Origin of the sequence: Streptomyces sp. CMB-StM0423 (genome assembly GCF_002847285.1) — a bacterium.
In the GTDB taxonomy this organism is placed as follows: domain Bacteria; phylum Actinomycetota; class Actinomycetes; order Streptomycetales; family Streptomycetaceae; genus Streptomyces.
The window spans coordinates 3856539-3871212 of record NZ_CP025407.1; the positions used below are offsets into that span (position 1 = coordinate 3856539).

18 protein-coding genes are annotated in these 14674 nt (G+C 69.0%); 2 read left to right on the top strand and 16 right to left on the bottom strand.

All coding sequences use genetic code 11. The features are described 5' to 3' along the window. Nucleotides 1-88: 88 nt before the first annotated feature. From CXR04_RS16615 to CXR04_RS16660, 12 genes are all read right to left on the bottom strand, one after another. Nucleotides 89-976 (bottom strand): hypothetical protein, encoded by an 888-nt coding sequence (locus CXR04_RS16615; protein WP_101423176.1) that lies wholly within the window; start codon nucleotides 974-976, stop codon nucleotides 89-91. A gap of 113 nt (nucleotides 977-1089) precedes the next feature. Further along, nucleotides 1090-1821 carry a hypothetical protein gene (locus CXR04_RS16620; RefSeq protein ID WP_101423178.1) on the bottom strand — a complete coding sequence of 244 codons (732 nt, stop codon included), beginning with the start codon at nucleotides 1819-1821 and terminating at the stop codon, nucleotides 1090-1092. 229 nt (nucleotides 1822-2050) lie between these two features. Continuing rightward, entirely contained in the window at nucleotides 2051-2173 is a 123-nt protein-coding gene (locus CXR04_RS36440; protein ID WP_267898191.1) for a hypothetical protein, read from the bottom strand. A gap of 18 nt (nucleotides 2174-2191) precedes the next feature. Then, nucleotides 2192-3175, bottom strand: a complete 984-nt coding sequence (locus CXR04_RS16625; protein ID WP_159072333.1) for a hypothetical protein — start codon at nucleotides 3173-3175, stop codon at nucleotides 2192-2194. Nucleotides 3176-3394: 219 nt separating this feature from the next. Continuing rightward, complete coding sequence (locus tag CXR04_RS16630) at nucleotides 3395-4396, bottom strand: hypothetical protein (RefSeq protein WP_159072334.1); 1002 nt, start codon at nucleotides 4394-4396, stop codon at nucleotides 3395-3397. A gap of 454 nt (nucleotides 4397-4850) precedes the next feature. Further along, complete coding sequence (locus tag CXR04_RS16635) at nucleotides 4851-5348, bottom strand: NUDIX domain-containing protein (RefSeq protein WP_101423183.1); 498 nt, start codon at nucleotides 5346-5348, stop codon at nucleotides 4851-4853. Nucleotides 5349-5764: 416 nt separating this feature from the next. Then, complete coding sequence (locus CXR04_RS16640; protein WP_159072335.1) at nucleotides 5765-6514, bottom strand: hypothetical protein; 750 nt, start codon at nucleotides 6512-6514, stop codon at nucleotides 5765-5767. 236 nt (nucleotides 6515-6750) lie between these two features. After that, the gene (locus CXR04_RS16645; protein ID WP_101423187.1) at nucleotides 6751-7611 is read right to left on the bottom strand and encodes a hypothetical protein; all 861 of its coding nucleotides are present in this window, start codon (nucleotides 7609-7611) and stop codon (nucleotides 6751-6753) included. A gap of 271 nt (nucleotides 7612-7882) precedes the next feature. After that, entirely contained in the window at nucleotides 7883-8233 is a 351-nt protein-coding gene (locus tag CXR04_RS16650; protein WP_101423189.1) for a hypothetical protein, read from the bottom strand. Then, on the bottom strand, nucleotides 8230-8589 hold the full coding sequence (locus CXR04_RS34860) for a hypothetical protein (RefSeq protein ID WP_159072336.1): 360 nt from the start codon (nucleotides 8587-8589) through the stop codon (nucleotides 8230-8232). The genes CXR04_RS16650 and CXR04_RS34860 overlap by 4 nt, the downstream gene beginning before the upstream one ends. Further along, the gene (locus CXR04_RS35915; RefSeq protein ID WP_101423191.1) at nucleotides 8586-8774 is read right to left on the bottom strand and encodes a DUF5999 family protein; all 189 of its coding nucleotides are present in this window, start codon (nucleotides 8772-8774) and stop codon (nucleotides 8586-8588) included. Before CXR04_RS35915 ends, CXR04_RS34860 begins: the two co-directional genes overlap by 4 nt. Further along, nucleotides 8767-9135, bottom strand: coding sequence for a hypothetical protein (locus CXR04_RS16660; protein ID WP_101423193.1), 369 nt, complete (start codon nucleotides 9133-9135; stop codon nucleotides 8767-8769). Before CXR04_RS16660 ends, CXR04_RS35915 begins: the two co-directional genes overlap by 8 nt. Nucleotides 9136-9404: 269 nt before the next feature. Here CXR04_RS16660 and CXR04_RS16670 point away from each other — a divergent pair, with 269 nt between their 5' ends. Together CXR04_RS16670 and CXR04_RS16675 are read left to right on the top strand one after the other, a co-directional pair. Then, the gene (locus tag CXR04_RS16670) at nucleotides 9405-10682 is read left to right on the top strand and encodes a tetratricopeptide repeat protein (protein ID WP_159072337.1); all 1278 of its coding nucleotides are present in this window, start codon (nucleotides 9405-9407) and stop codon (nucleotides 10680-10682) included. Further along, nucleotides 10679-11167 (top strand): GNAT family N-acetyltransferase, encoded by a 489-nt coding sequence (locus tag CXR04_RS16675; protein ID WP_101423199.1) that lies wholly within the window; start codon nucleotides 10679-10681, stop codon nucleotides 11165-11167. Before CXR04_RS16670 ends, CXR04_RS16675 begins: the two co-directional genes overlap by 4 nt. 307 nt (nucleotides 11168-11474) lie before the next feature. Here CXR04_RS16675 and CXR04_RS16680 read toward each other — a convergent pair whose 3' ends face one another. The 4 genes from CXR04_RS16680 to CXR04_RS16695 form a co-directional block, all read right to left on the bottom strand. Then, nucleotides 11475-12026: an HAD domain-containing protein gene (locus tag CXR04_RS16680; RefSeq protein ID WP_101423201.1), complete on the bottom strand. Its 552-nt coding sequence runs from the start codon at nucleotides 12024-12026 to the stop codon at nucleotides 11475-11477. A 36-nt stretch (nucleotides 12027-12062) separates the two neighbouring features. Further along, entirely contained in the window at nucleotides 12063-12755 is a 693-nt protein-coding gene (locus CXR04_RS16685; RefSeq protein ID WP_101423203.1) for a class I SAM-dependent methyltransferase, read from the bottom strand. A 1-nt stretch (nucleotide 12756) separates the two neighbouring features. Next, on the bottom strand, nucleotides 12757-13668 hold the full coding sequence (locus tag CXR04_RS16690; protein WP_101423205.1) for a phosphotransferase: 912 nt from the start codon (nucleotides 13666-13668) through the stop codon (nucleotides 12757-12759). 79 nt (nucleotides 13669-13747) lie between these two features. Then, nucleotides 13748-14497, bottom strand: coding sequence for a hypothetical protein (locus tag CXR04_RS16695; RefSeq protein ID WP_101423207.1), 750 nt, complete (start codon nucleotides 14495-14497; stop codon nucleotides 13748-13750). Nucleotides 14498-14674 lie beyond the last annotated feature (177 nt).

Here is a 14674-nt window from a genome sequence, read left to right on the forward strand (position 1 = left end):
GATGGAAGCATCTGCGTTGAGGCATTGCAGGGGCGGCCCCTCGGGCTGTTCTGCATGGGTGAGCCCGGGGGGCCGCTGGGCCAGCGCGTCAGTTGAACCGCGGGGTCGGTCGTGCTGAAAGGGGCTCACGCACGGGGTCATCGGCCGCGAGCAGGGGGTAGATGCGTTTCACCCACTGAATCGGGGTGTTCAGTTCGTCGTGGGTCGGGGCGAGGTCGAGGCGCTGCCACAGCCGGTTGAAGAGAGCGGTCCCCAACTGGCTGACTACATAGGTGACGAAGTCCTCTCCGCCGTGTTCGACCGCTTCTGCGGCGGGCCGGGTTCGCGTCTCGTGCCTGCGATACACCCAGGAGGTCTTCGGGGTGGCCGGCACGGCAGGCGGGGCGCCCAGGAGCGTGGTCCGCACCTGCTGCCCCGTCCACATGGCGTGCCCCGCAGTCAGGTCTTCCAGGGCGAGGCCGGCAACGCCCCGCGCATGCGGAAACGGTGTGTCGATCAGGGTGAGAAGAAGCCCTTGGGAAGCGCGGTGCTGGGCCGGCCGGCACAGTGCCTGCGCGAGGTTCAGGTGCAGCCACCTGTCGTCCTCATCGCGCCCGGCACGGCGCATGACCTTCGGGGTCATCAGGATTTCGGTGCCGCCTTCGGCGGTGAGGATCGTCTGGGCAGCTCCTCCCAGCCGGCGTGCGGGGCCGTCCTTGTGCTGCCGCACCTGCTCGCGTGCTGCGCGGATATGAGGCGCACGCGGCAGAAGTTCGCGTACTTCGGTGATCAGCAGCCGCTCATGGTGCGCCTGGCAGGTGACGCGGAAGTCACCGGGGGTGGCAAGGCGGATGACCACCCGCGGGGGCAGCAGCAAGCCGGTGATGTCCTCGACGAGCGGAGCGCACGCGTCGGCTATGCGCTCGATGCGGTGGGCGAGGGCGTCGTGCCTGCGGCCTGCGTCCTGCTGTACGTGTATGTGGCTGGGGGGTGGCATGCGGGAAGGACTCCACTGGCTCAGGCGGGTTGGGTTATTGAAGCGGTGGTTGGTCTCCGTGTCCGATGAAGCCGGGGCCGGCTCGTCATCGGAGCGATTCGGCGAAGGGCGGCTCATACGCGGATGACGCTGTGCTTGCGCACGGCTACCGAGTTGGGCATGCCCCCAGATTCCGGCGAACGGCTGGGCGATCCCATCTTCGAAGGGGTCGTCCCTATTCCCCCGAAGCGGGCGACGAGCTGCTTGAAGGCTTCGATCTGGACCGTCACGGTGCCGTTGAGGACTTCGCGGGTGGTGTCGTTGCCGTCGCTGTCGTAGATCTGCACCATCTCGCGTACGTATACTCCACCGCGCCGGGCATAGAACTGGTACCAGCGCGCCCCGTTCGGCGCATGGAGGCAGATGACGTACCTCAGTCCGTGCAGCCCGATGGTGGTCTCGCCGCCGTGCTTCTTCCCCACCTTGCGGATGCCATCGAGTTCCCTTTGAACTGCCAATGGAATCTTGTGCTCTGGGGGCAGGGGCTCGATTTCCAGGAGTTCGGGCTTCTTCCCGTGTTCGATCTTGTTGAAGATGCGGGCGTAGTCGTGCCACCCGTTGGCTGGCTCACGGCGCTCACCGTCCTGGTAAAGGGGTGAGACGCACAGCCTCCATTTTCCCTGGTAATTGCGCCGGTAGTTCAGCTCCAGACGCAGGCGCTTGCCCTCGTGGATGACGCGCAGGGTCTGTTTGGTGGGTCGTTCGATGCGCGGCTCGACGTCGGTGTGCTCAGTCAGCCATTCCATGTCCTCTCGGATGAGTGTCGGTACGAAGAAGGGGGCTTCCGGTATCGGGAAGGAGGTCATGTGGGTCTCCTGGTCGGGTGGAGAGGCGGGGACGGCCCGCTTTCTCTCTTTCTCCTGCGGTGCACGGTGGGGTGGGGGTGGATCACCGTGCCCGTGTCCTGATCTCGGTGATCCACCCCCCGGGGGCCCGGGTTCCCGCGCGGGCGGAGCGGTTGCCGCTCGGGGAAGCGGGACGGGCCCGGGGCCGCCTGTCCCCCACAGAGGGCGGCCCCGGGTGCCGAGCCCGCGGCTAGAGCAGCCGCGGGAGGAGCACCGCTGCGGCGATGAGCAGCACGGCGCCGGCCAGGAGTGCGACGGCGAGCCGCTGTCGTCGTTCGAAGCGGTGTTCTTGTCCGTGGTCGGTGCCGGTCATGGGCTGCGGGGTTCTCCTTCAGTTCCAGGTGCGGGGCGGGGCGCCGTGGATGTCGAGCGTTGCGTGGTGCTGGACCATGCGGACGTGGGGCGCGTAGCGGAGCCGGCTGTGGTCGACGGGCCTGCCGAACAGGCCGCCCATGACCTGTCCGAGGTAGTCGGCGCCAGCCGCGGTGCTGCACGCGAACCCGGCGGAGACGTGGGCGTTGACGTGGGTGATGACCACGGCGGGATGTGGCGGGGTGCGGATGACGCCGCGTACGCAGGCCGGGCCGCGGATGCCGACGGCGTCGAGGGCCTGGGTGACCACGGCGGCGGCACGTGGGTCGTGGAAGGTGGAGGTGACCATGGACACGCCGCCTTGGATCAGGTGGCGGTGGCGCAGGATCACCGATGCCTGGCGGCGGTTGTCGACCAGGCAGTCCGCTGTGAACTCCGCGCCGCGAACCCGTTCCTGGATCACCGCGGGCTCCAGCAGGGCGCACAGCATGCGCGCCTGCTCACGGGAGGTGCAGGGGACCGGTTCGAAGGCCCTGTCGGGGCGGCGGTCGGTGACCTGGATCTCGACCTCGGCGTCGTGGGGAATGCCTGCGGTGTGCTCCGGCCGCCACCACCCTGGCGTGGGTACATCGCGGTCGGCGAGGAGGGTGTAGAGGAGGCGGTGGTCCAGGCAGGCTTCGGCGGTGCGGGTGCTCGGGAGCCAGGTGCGTACGCCCATGCTCTGTAGCCGGCCGGCCAGGCGGCCGAGCAGCGGTAGTTCCTGCGCTGTGGTGGAGATCAGCGCGTGCGGCTGTTCGCTGCCGCACAGACTCAGTAGTTCCTTGGCGAAGCGCTCGTTGTCCGAGGCGGGGGGAAGCTGCCGGGCGGTGACGCCGGGGATGCGCAGACCAGGTGCGTGGGGGTCAGCGTCCGCGGCGATGACGTTGGCTTCGGGTAACAGTGCCCTGGCCAGGGCGAGCCCGGGAGGTGCGGCGACACCGGTCACCAGAATCCGGGAAGTCATGGCTGCTCCGATACAGGGGGTGTGCGTAGCGGGATGCCGAAGGAGTGCGAAGAAGAAGGGCCCGCCGCCCGCCGTCCGAAGGCCGCGTTTACTCGTCCCCGGCGAGCGGCGGGAGCTTGTGCCCGCCTCCCCCGAGCTGCGCTGGGGGCGGCGGGGCTCTACGTGGGGCTCAGGACCCGGGCACCGGGGTGTTGGCCGGCGGCCGGTGCGGTGCTCGGGCTAATGGCCGCCGTGCGGGGTGGTGTCGTGGCAACCGGAGTCGGCGGGTGCCGGGTTCTGCCCTTCTCGGTGGAGGGGGTGCCACAGGCTGGCGATCAGGATCAGTGTGAGGGTGATCTTGGCGAGGGCTACCGCCGGCGGTGCCCAGAGCAGAACGGCTACGTCGGCAATGGTGTGGCCGAGGATCAGGGGAAGCAGCCGTGCGTAGCGCAGGAGGAGCCAGGTACGCATCAGCGCGTAGGGCACGAACGCGAGGGCGCCCAGACCGTAGTGGAGGTGGAAGGCCACTTCGATGACGCTGACGATGGTGTAGATCATCCAGGCGGGTCGGCGGGCGATGTGCAGCAGTGCGGCCACGGCGCCGACGAGCAGGACGTCCTCCAGGATCACGGCGCCGAAGACGGCGGGGAGTACCTCCCAGGATGCGAAGACGACGACGCCGTCGAGGGAGTCGGGCCGGGGCACGGGCAGCGACCCGAACGGCGCCAGGTTCGTCTTCAGCCAGCCGGTGAGGTCCGTGGTGAGAAAGCAGACGACCGCCACGGTCAGGAGCAGCGCCGCTTCGCGGTCACGTGCCTGGTCGGTGGCGCCGCGCTGCTGCGGCAGCAGGCCCAGCCGCTTTGGGGTGATGCCGTGCCGGCGGCAGACCTCCAGTACCAGCCAGCCCAGGGCGGTGTGGAAGACGGCCTCGCCGGCGGTCCCCGATATCTGCTCGGTGGTCTGCCAGGGCTCGGGGACCTTCGCCACCACGGCCAGCATCCCGACCACCACGGCGGCCAGGCATGCCCACCGAGGCGCGGCCCGTTTGATCAGCAACCAGGTCAGCCACAGCAGAACCGTGCCGGCGGCGAGCACGGAGGAGACCAGCGTGACGGTCTCCTCGTGCGGGGCCTGCCGGATGCCGCACAGGTCGGCGAAGGCATAGACCGACCCCACACAGACCGCGGCAACGACGATCAGCAGCAGCCCGCAGGCGTCGGCAACGGCACGCGGCCGGTTCACACGGTCGAGGGTGAACACCGCGGGCTGATGCGCGCCTCCTGACCGGACCGGTGCCGTGTTGCCCGCCCCGGGCATGCTCTCGCCTCCGGTCGTGGACGAGGGGCGGGCATCCGGCTCGGAGGGATCTGCGGGAAGCGGCGCAAGAATGGGGGCGGTCGGTGCGTCGGGCGTGGTGGCGTCGGTTGCGGTGCGGGCGGCAGCAGAAAGTGAGGGTTTCATGTCCTGGTTCTCGGCGTGATCAGCAAACGGGTGGTGCGGGTCAGGTGGGGTAGGGCGTAAGGGCACGGTCCGAAGGGCTGTGCACCTCGGGGCGGGCCGCCGCCCGCTGTGCCGGGGCGGGCGAAGCCGTGGGTGCGGTAGTGAGGGCCGGGCCGCCGGACGGTCAAGAGCCGGCAGCCCGCGGGGGGCCGCCGCTGCCGGGTTGAACCGTCCGTTTTACGTTGGCAGCTTGTTTTCATTCGGGCGGTGATAGATATTCGTGGGTGCCGGCGGCCCTGGCTCGCATTGCAGTTTTGATGCGGCGGGCGAGCAAGCCTTCGGTGCAGGTTTCAACGTCAGCCAGAGGTACGAGGCGTTTTTCTTTCAGTTCTGCGCGCGCCAGGATGACGCTTTCCCATTCGCCCGGACCAAGCGGTTCGACGTCGAACACGAGATTCAGACCGTCGGGTTTTCCCCGGCCGGGCTCAGCGTTGACATACTCCGTCACCAGCAGTCGCCCCGCCTCTCGTTGCAGACGGGTCTCCTCATCAATCTCCCGCGAGAGCGCCCTTCGAGGGTCCTCGCCCTCTTCAACAGCGCCGCCGATCAGGATGAGACCGCGGGTGTGATAGGCAGGTTCGACCAGCGCCACCCGGTGACCGCCTGCATCGCACAGCAAGGCCAGCGCACCTATCGCCCGGCGGGGCCACAGACGGCCCGATTCGTGGGATCTGTCGACGAACAGCTCAGGCATGTCCCTCCTTCGGGGGATGAGTCAGGCGGCACTTGGTGTCGTCACCGCATCCGCGGGTCCACCACAGCCACACGAAGACGGCGCACAGACCGGCGCCGAACCCAGCCCAGGGCGATCGGCAGAATCTGCTCCCCGGGACGGCGGGCACATCCCCTGGGGTGGTGATCACGCGGGCCGGGCGAACCCGCCCGGCCCGCGTGAAGGCACGACGGGTCCGTCACCATGCGGATCGGATGCGTTCTCCCCGGCCGGCACGGAACGGGCGCCGGGAGCGACGGTCTCGGCGCCGCGGGCCGGGTCTCCGAAAACGAAGACGGGGATGGCGATCACGATCACGATGAGCCATATGAGCGGCCACAGGCCCAGTCCCCGCAGATCCTGAGACTGCTCCTTGTCAGGGACTCGCTTGTGGCGGCTCACCGCTCATCACCCAGCAGCGGGCGGACGCGCTTGAGCCACTGGCGCGGGTTCGACATCTCCTCAGCGGTGGGGAAGCACTCGATGTCCGCCCAGACTCCGTTGAAGCGCTCGATTCCCAGGCCCGGCTCTGCGTCGGTGCCCTCGATGACCTGGTCGAAGAACGTCAGCGGGTCCTCGAAGGTGGCCTTCCTCATCGGGCCGAACAGCTTTCCCCAGAAGCGGGACTGCAACGATTGGCCCTGGCGGGACTTGCCGTCCTCGTGGGGGATGCGGCCGAGGATCTTGGTAGCGATCTGCGTGCCGCCCCAGGTGGCATGACCCCCAACGAACGGTACGGCCGCGCGGCCGGACCAGCCCCGCTCGTGCTGGAAGGGGGAATCGACGGTCGCCAGCAGCGGTGAGCGAAGTTGCTGCGCGTGACCGATCAATCCGAATGCGAAGCACAGCGTTAGCTCGTCTTCGTCGTGGTAGAGACCGGTGTGGCGCAGGGATTCCGGCGCGAGCCAGATCTCGGCAGCGCCATCCGGCAGCCGCACCGTCCGGGGGCCGAGTTGCATCCACATCAGGCGCAGTGCGAAAGGCTGGAACGCCGCCTGCTGGTTTACCTTCTTCACCGCGCTGGCGTCCGGCGCGAGGTCGCGAACTTCCGCGGCGATCCGCTCGCGCGTGTTGTCCACGACGCGCTTGCGCCAGGCGGGCGGGGTGAGCAATCGGATGGTCAGGGCGGAGGGCAGTTCCATCCCCACGGCCCCGGCCACCTCCGGCGCGCACCGGTCGACGATCGTCTTCAGGCGGTCGGCCAGCTCGGCGTGCCGCCGGCCAGCCTGGTTGTCGATGTGGATACGGGTGTCATCAGAGAAGTGCTCCTTACAAGTACAGGGGGTTATGCGAGTGGGGGTTCTGCCGGACCGCTTCGCAGGGTGTGCCCGGGCCTTGCCCCTTGGCCCGTGCAGGCAGCAGCGGACGCGGCTCCTGCACCGGCTCATCGAGCGCTGTGGTCCCGGTCCCAGACGGGCTGGACACGATCAAGCCAGGTGTCCGGCGCGGCCAGCTCCGCCGGCGACGGCATCAGCGTGAAGGCGCTGAACAGCACGTTGAACTGCCCGACGTCGAGCGCCGGCCGCTTCCCAGCGCCGGTCAGCACGTGGGTGACGAACCCGGTCCCGGCGTCGTTGTCGCGGCGCTCCTGACGGCATCCGGCACTGCGGGCTCGTCGGGCGTGACGGCGGCTCGGCGGCTTCGTCAGCCCGCCCCTGGTGTGCTCGCCGTACCGTTCGGCCATCACCTTCTCGGCGCACCAGGTCGCGTGGCCCTGCACCACTGGCCGCAGCGCACGGTCGGAAACCCCGCGCCGGGTCGCCATCGAGGTGTTGACGGCGCCCAGGAGCGTGTCGGAGCTGGCGTGGTGCTGGGCGACCTGGCACAGCTCGCGCACGATCACCTCGACCAGGCGGGGCTGGTGGTGGTACCAGCCGGCGTGCTTCAAACCGAGCGGACACAGCAGCACCCGTGCCGGGCCATGCTCGGTGTGGAGGGTGGACGCGATGTCCAGCCAACTGGTCTTGTCAGCCTTGAGCCTGCGGTTGAGCCACGTCAGCGCAGCACGGTCCGGCCCATAGGCCGCCAGGTCCTCGCGGGCGATCCGCTCGGCGTACTTGCGCGTGCGCCGGATCCAGCCCCGGCGCGTAACGAGATGGATCTCGACACCCGGGGGCAGCCGTAACGCCGTGGCGTCTTCGACGACCGGCGCGATTTGCGAGGCGATCCGGGCGACCTGCCGTGCGAGGTCGTCATGCGCTGACCCCGCGTAGTGACAGGGCAGGATCGGGCTGGCAGGGGACATGAGAAACAGAACTCCAAAAGACGTAACTGGTACAGCGGTTGGGGGATCCACCGCGCCGCGGTGGTGACCTGCTGCCCGCCGGGAAGGACCACGGACCCCAGGGGTATGGGTCCTCTCCGGGAAGGTGAGGGTCCGGCATCCGGCGGGCAGCAGGGGCTTCAACGCCCAGCAGGGCGGGGTCTACAACACCGGTACCGGTGCGACGGGAAGGCCGGCACACGCCGGAAACGGGACCCCCGTGATGCGGCGGCGCGTGCAACCAGGGCGTCGACTATGGGCACCGGGCAGCTCCCGTCCCGGGCTCTAAGCCGCGGACGCCCGCGGCCTCGCTCTCGGTGGGGAGTTCGTCCAGGCGCACCCGCGTGCAGCGGTGAACGGTGATGACTTCCTGGGCCGCCAGGGTCCACCGCAGCCGTGCAGCGGGGCTGGTGTAAGGGACCAGGGTGAGGCCGTCCTTCTGCTGGCCGGGCATGGGCTCCAGCGTCTGCGGGTGGTAGATGAGGCCCGCGACACCCCAGCTCGACGTGCGCTCCACCAGCGCAGCGGAGTAGACATCGCCCAGATGAGGGCAGTCGCGCACGGCCTCCTCAGCGCATTCCTTGTGGACAGGGGGCTGGGTCATGCGTTCCCCGGCCGTGATGGGTGTGCCCCGGCGGCCAGGAACAGCAGCGGCTCACCCGCGGGCGCGGCCGGGGCGAAGCAGACCTGGCACAGCTTCTCGTTCATTGCCCGACGCTGGCGCGGCCCGTGTACGAGACCGAGCCGCGCACTCCCCTTGCCCTCCGCCTCCGGCACCCGATTCCACAGCAGGCCACGATGGCGGTCGCTCGGCTGCTCATCCACATACCCGATCCCCTCGCCGCCGAGAAGCGGAAGCCACCGCCGCGTCACCTGCGCCGAGAGCGAGGCTTCGCCCGTCCACGGTGCAATCGCCGGCACCCGCAGGCCGTGCTGGTAGTACGGCTCCCGCGGTGTCATAGCGCCCCCCAGGGGCGGCGGGGGCTGATCACGCGACCGTCGGGAAGCAACTCGCCGGTGTCATCGAAGAGATAGACGCCGTTGCACAGGAGGCTGAAGCCCAGCGACCAGTCACGCCTCACGCGCCGTGCCGCGTCACGGCCAGGCGACTCCGCGCCAGGACAGCGCGGTTGATGACTACACACGGCCCCCGCCCTCCCTACCGCCCTCGTCCACGCTGTGCTCACGCGGTGTCCCCTGGGTGTCGCCAGCGGGGACTTCTCCGATCGCGGTGAGGGGGGTCGTCCACTCCTTCCCGCCCCGCTCCTCCTGGAGCCACGCGACCGGCGGCGCCTCCGGCACCCTGAAGATCGGCTCCAGACGGATGTCGTCCACGTCGGGCGCCACAGCCCGTAGAACGCCGACACGTCCGCCGTGTTCGGCGTCGACCACCAGGTGACCGAGCCACGGGTGCGACTGGTGTCCCATGCGCACGTCAGCCGGCGGCGCGGCAGCGTACGCGGCGACCGTAGATCCCTGCTGGGGGTTGCCTCTGGCGCTGAACATCGCCAACCTCTCCTGGCCTGGTCTGCCTCGTTAAGGCCGGCCGCGGCTTGCGATGTCGAGTGCGCTCTACGGCTCGGCGATGACGTGCTCAGCCAACGGCGGTGCGTGAGCGGAGTGACTGGCATCACGTCGTGTGAACACGGTGCCGTGGCAGGGCCGTCCGCGGACAGGACGATGCGCGGGCAGTTACTTCATGGGGACCGGACGGTTCTCTCCACACCCGGTGACGAGCCAACTACTGTGGCATGGGTCACAGGAGTTGATGCCCGATGCCGTTCCGCCCCAACACGCAGTTACAGCGCGCTATCGAGAAGAGCGGCTACACGCAGGATGACCTGGCAGAAGCCATCAACAAAGCGCACGAGGAGCTGTACGGCACACCGGGCCGTTGCAGCGATCGCCAGGTGCGCCGCCTGCTGACGGGCGAAGTCACCTGGCCCCGCGATCCCACCCGGCTGCCACTGGAAGCAGTCCTCGGCCAGCGCGCGACGGAACTCGGCTTCCGGCCGCCTCCACAATCGGCACCACGCGGGCGTAATGTGCGAGCAACAGCACCCACCCACCTTCAGGATCTATCCGTGCAACGCCGCACCTTCGTCCTCGGTCTGACCGGGTCCATGATCGTTCTGCCCACGCTGCCGGACTCGGGGCGCCTCGGCATGGCCGACGTCCGGCGCATCTACATGACAGCGGACCGGTTACACCAGCTCGACGACCAATATGGCGGAGCCCAACTCAGCGAAGCGGCTGCCCGGTACATCGAGTACGTGGAGCACTCCGCTCGTCGGTGTAGCTTCGGCAGCCGCGTGCAGACTGCCCTGTACCAAGCCCTCGGGGGGATGGCTACGTCCGCTGGTTGGTTCGCGTTCGACTCCAGGCAGCAGGACACAGCACGACGCTGGTGGGACGCCGGCCTTCGCTACGCCTTGCTCGCAGGCGACAGGCAGCTCCAGGCCCGCGTCTGGTCCTCGATGTCGCACCAGGCATACCACCTCGGGCACGGAGGAGAAGCAGTCTCGATCGCGCGCGCGGCACTGGACGAAACACGCGGTCGACGCGACGGACACCTCTCCAGCCTGCTACACAGCCGCGTCGCACAGGGCCACGCCCTCCAGGACGAAAGAGGCTGGTGCGGACGATCGCTACTCCGTGCTGAACAGACATACGACCAACACCGCCCGAGCGAACAGCGCTGGCTCCGCTTTTACAACGCAGGCGAGATCCACAGTTCGGCGGCTCTGTGTTACCGCGACCTCGGACAGCACACCAATTCCGTCGATTCCGCACGCAAGTCGCTGGCCGTGATCGAGTCGACCAAGCTGTGGCGCAACCTGCTCGCCGCACACACACGCGTAGCGCGTGCACTGCTGGCTGCCGGTGAGGCCGACGAGGCGATTGCCTCCGGTGACCGAGCGCTGAACCTGTTGCCGCAGGTGCGCAGCCCGCGAGTCGTGATGAGATTGGCGGAGTTCCGCGACGGCTTGATCGACAGCGGCGCGCCAGGCGCCACTGACTTCTCCGACCGTTACAAGGCGGTGGCCGCATGAGCGTGGATCTGCTGACGACGGGCTACTACACGGCCGGGCATCTGGACGAGATCCGCGGCACGTTGCTCGATGTCTACGCCCAGGTGTACGCCGACGACATCGCGAACGACCCGTTCTTCTCCATGGAGCGCTGGCAGGAGCGGTTGGCTGGCCATAGCTCCGCCGGCGGCTGGGGCTGCGTCATTGCCGAAGTCGACAAGCGTGCGGCCGGATTCACGTACGGCTTCACGGCTCGTAACCAGCACACCACCTTCATGGTCTGCGAGAACATGCTCCTTCCGCAGTGGCGCGGCCGCGGCGTCTCCAAGCTCATGCATGACGAACTAGTGCGCCACCGCCAGGAGGAGCGAGCCGAGCTTCTGGTCCGCCGCGAGCGACCGAGGCTACGGGCAATGTACGAGCGCTGGGGCTACCAACAAGTCGGTGAGAAGCTACCTTTCCCCGACGCCCCTCTGTACGACGTCATGGTCCTCCAACTGCGCTAAGACCGGACGGTCTGCGGACGAGTTGGAGGGCTGGAGCCGCCGATGCGGGCGGACTAGTCGGTGCAGTCACCCAGCCGGACGCAGGCGTCCTCGTGACCGTAGCGGTGTGGAGGGCCTTGGGGTGGTGGGCTCAGGCGACCGTCAGCGGCAACTCGGGGTAATCCAACTCGGCACGGGTAGCACGCCCACGGGCGAGTCGTGCCTTGACGGCGCCGGTGGTGGTGTAGGTGAGCAGGCAGCGGCAGTCGGGCCAGGGGCGGGTGAGCGGGAGGAGGCGACGCGGCCGAGGGCCGGTTCTGCTCGCTGGTCATGCAACTTTGCGATCCGTGGATTTCGGCTGTTCGGCCCACTGTTTGATCGCTTGGATGTGTGCGGGGTGTAGTCCTTGTCGGGGGTTGGGTTGGACGAGCAGTGTTGGTGTTCCTGCTGCGGTGCGGTGGGCTGCCCATTCGTGGTCGAGGGCGGTGAAGTCGTCGTCGATCCAGGCGGCCGGGGTGTCCTTGAGCCACTGGTCGACGTAGTCGCGTTTCCAGAGGTAGCCGTTGGGGCGGCTGGTGGTGATCGGTAGCCGGGGGAGGTCGAGGTGGGGGAAGGCGGGCAGGCCGAGGAGCGGTGCGATGAGTCGGGTGGCGTCTTGGCGCCAGCTTGTGCACCAGGCCGGGGTGACCAGCCCGGTTTCCAGTAGGTCGCGGATCAGTGGGCCGTGTGCGGGGTTGAGCCAGACGGTGACGGGGTCGTCGGTAGCCCGTCCGGTCGGGAGGACGTCGTGGCAGCGGTGGGTGTGAGGGGTGCTGCCGTCGGTGTCGGGGAAGGGTATGAGGACGCCGTCGATATCGAGCAGCAGGTGGGGCGGGGGCATTTCTACCTCCGGGGCTCGTGGGTGAGGGTGTGACGCTCACTGCTTGCGCGCGGCGATCAGAAGGGTGGTCGGCCAGTGGCCGAGGCGGGGGTCGTCGAACTCCTGGGTGTGGTTCAGGGCAAGGCCGGCATCGGCAAGGTGGTCTGCCCAGCGCGCGGCGTCGAACTCCCAACGGTCGAGCGGCAGGCGGGTGTAATCGGGCAGGGTCACGAAGTCCCGCCGGGGGTGGTCGTCTGCGGCCGGTCGGCGGCCCCGGCGTGCGGGGTGCGGCACGGAGAAGGCGAGGGTCCGGCCGGGTTTGAGGTGTGCGGCGATAGCCGGGAGGAGAAGGTTCGGCATGACGAGGCCGATGGCTCCGAACACCGAGTAGATCGCTTCGTATTGCTGCTGGGACGCCTGAAGGAAGTGCAGGGCGTGACCGGCGACGAAGGTGGCGCCACTGATGTGTCCGTAGTGCGAGCGGGCCCTGCGGATCTGCAGGCCGACCAGGTCGACGCCGGTGACGTGGGCGCCGCGGCGGACGGCCAGGTAGGCGATGTTGTGGCCGGGGCCGCAGCCGAGTTCCAGCACCTGGCGCTGGTGCAGGTCGGTGCCGAGGATCTCGTCGCCGGGTCCTTGGCCGGGGCGGGTGGTCCACTCCATGCGTGCCGGGGGCGGAAGCGGCTTGGCGGGGCCGGCGGCGGTGCGCTGGGCAGCGTGGGCGAACCACGGGGACGGGTGGGTGGGCATGTCAGGGTTCCAGCAGTCGTACGGCGTCGTTCAGGTGTCGGCGTACGACCTTGAGGTAGGCGGGATCGGTGGCCGGGTCGTTGACCCAGCGCACGGCCTGTTCCAGGAACCACTCGATGATCCAGACGCGGTGCCAGCCCAACGCCCACGCTTCCGCCGCCAGCCCACCGCGGTCGGCCAGCGCCTCCTGGTGTCCGCCCTCGGCCACGTAGGTCTCCAGGAAGACACGGGTGCGGCCCGTGTCGGGGGCGTCGAGGGTGCCGTGCCAACTGGCCAGGTCCAGCAGGCCGGGGCCGGTGAAGGCACGGGCGAAGTCCAGCAGCCGCCAGCCGGTGGTGCCGATGTGCAGGCTGGTGGGGTGAAACTCCGAGTGCACCCAGCCGAACGGCTCCAGCGTGGCCCCGGCAGCACGCGCCTCCGCGGCGCCGGCGAGGGCGTCCAGGCCACCGGCGACGTCGTGTGTGTCGCTCCAGCGGCCCGCCTCACGCAGTCGTCGCAGGTGGTCGGTGGCGCGGCCGGGCAGTGCCCGCAGGCCCTCCTCGTCGAGCACGGGCACGGCGCCGGCCCTGGGCGCGGCGTGCAGGGTCGCGGCGGCGGCGGCGCCGTCGAGGTCGTTGGCCTCGCGTGTGGCGGGGCCGAGGTCTTCGAGGAACATGCCCAGCCATTCCTTGCGGGTGGTGGAGGCGAAGACCTGGGGAACGGGGATGTCGCGGGCGCGGGCCTGACGCAGGGCACGGTCCTCGGTGTCGAAGGGGCGGGTGGCGTACTTGAAGATGGCGGTGCTGCCGTCGGGGAAGTTCAATCGCTCTACCCCCGACATCGACCACACGCGCACCTCCTCCCGCTTGGCTGCGGGCTGCCCGACGGTGGCGCACAGGTCGGTGAAGAGCTTGGTGATCAGCGTCTCGTCCATGGGTGGGGCTCCGATGGTGAGGTGGAGGGCTTCGGGGCTGGCGAGTGTGCCAGCCCCGAAGCCTGTACTGCGGTGCGAGTTACGCGGCCGGGGTGACGCGGTGGGCGTAGACCTGTTCGATCCAGCCGGTCTTGAAGTCAGCCAGGTCGTCGCGGAAGGCGTTCATGGAGGCGCCGTAGGGCGCGACGACGCCACCGGTCTGGTCGGGCACGGACTGGCAGCCGTGCACCAGTCGGCCGCCGAGCGCGGCGTGGGCCTTGATGGACTCGATGCGGCGGTGCTCGTTGAACCAGCCGCCGTGGTAGACCTCGTCCAGCATCCCGCCCATCTCGTCGTCCAGGTCGAAGACGACGGAGGTGGCGGCGGGGAAGAACCAGCACGGGCCGACGTTGGAGATGTGCCCGTCCAGCTCGACCTTGTTCAGCGCCATCAGCGTGGCGGCCTCGCGCAGCATCCGCAGATGGGCCGGGGTGATCTGCGGCAGCCCGAGGCCGGTCAGGTGCTCTTCGCGGAACAGGTACGCATACACCTCGTACGCCGTCCGCAGCACCAGAGCCGCGTCGGAGGTCGAGGCGGCGTGTTCCTTGATGAACTGCAGCGCCATCTGCTCGACGGCGCTCTCCGTGGTCTCCTGCGCGCCGAGCAGTTGGTCGGTGACCAGTTGCCAGTCGGCGACGAGCCAGGTGTTCGACTCGAACCGGAAGAAGTAATCCGCCGGGTCGATGGTCAGCCGGGTGCCGTCGACCTGGATGCCGGGCAGTCGGCTCCAGCGCTCATCGAGCGCCTGCGGTAAGTCGACCGAAATGGCCGTGGTGTCGATGGTCGTCACTGCGGTCTCTCCGTCTCTCCTCGGGCGGGACCTGAGCAGCGTCACATCGCTCAGGCCGGCGCCTTGCGGATGGTGGGAAGCCGCCCGGCCCAAGCGGGGGAGCGTGGTCGGCGACTGGTGAGTCTCGCACCGGGCGGCCTGCCAATTAGTGAACCGGCCGCTACGCACAGTGGGTAC

Bases quoted from the DNA above. Each gene is read 5' to 3' on its own strand.
- CXR04_RS16615 (WP_101423176.1), bottom strand. From the start codon at position 976: ATGCCACCCCCCAGCCACATACACGTACAGCAGGACGCAGGCCGCAGG.
- CXR04_RS16620 (WP_101423178.1), bottom strand. From the start codon at position 1,821: ATGACCTCCTTCCCGATACCGGAAGCCCCCTTCTTCGTACCGACACTC.
- CXR04_RS36440 (WP_267898191.1), bottom strand. From the start codon at position 2,173: ATGACCGGCACCGACCACGGACAAGAACACCGCTTCGAACGACGACAG.
- CXR04_RS16625 (WP_159072333.1), bottom strand. From the start codon at position 3,175: ATGACTTCCCGGATTCTGGTGACCGGTGTCGCCGCACCTCCCGGGCTC.
- CXR04_RS16635 (WP_101423183.1), bottom strand. From the start codon at position 5,348: ATGCCTGAGCTGTTCGTCGACAGATCCCACGAATCGGGCCGTCTGTGG.
- CXR04_RS16645 (WP_101423187.1), bottom strand. From the start codon at position 7,611: ATGTCCCCTGCCAGCCCGATCCTGCCCTGTCACTACGCGGGGTCAGCG.
- CXR04_RS16650 (WP_101423189.1), bottom strand. From the start codon at position 8,233: ATGACCCAGCCCCCTGTCCACAAGGAATGCGCTGAGGAGGCCGTGCGC.
- CXR04_RS34860 (WP_159072336.1), bottom strand. From the start codon at position 8,589: ATGACACCGCGGGAGCCGTACTACCAGCACGGCCTGCGGGTGCCGGCG.
- CXR04_RS16660 (WP_101423193.1), bottom strand. From the start codon at position 9,135: ATGTTCAGCGCCAGAGGCAACCCCCAGCAGGGATCTACGGTCGCCGCG.
- CXR04_RS16670 (WP_159072337.1), top strand. From the start codon at position 9,405: ATGCCGTTCCGCCCCAACACGCAGTTACAGCGCGCTATCGAGAAGAGC.
- CXR04_RS16675 (WP_101423199.1), top strand. From the start codon at position 10,679: ATGAGCGTGGATCTGCTGACGACGGGCTACTACACGGCCGGGCATCTG.
- CXR04_RS16680 (WP_101423201.1), bottom strand. From the start codon at position 12,026: ATGCCCCCGCCCCACCTGCTGCTCGATATCGACGGCGTCCTCATACCC.
- CXR04_RS16685 (WP_101423203.1), bottom strand. From the start codon at position 12,755: ATGCCCACCCACCCGTCCCCGTGGTTCGCCCACGCTGCCCAGCGCACC.
- CXR04_RS16690 (WP_101423205.1), bottom strand. From the start codon at position 13,668: ATGGACGAGACGCTGATCACCAAGCTCTTCACCGACCTGTGCGCCACC.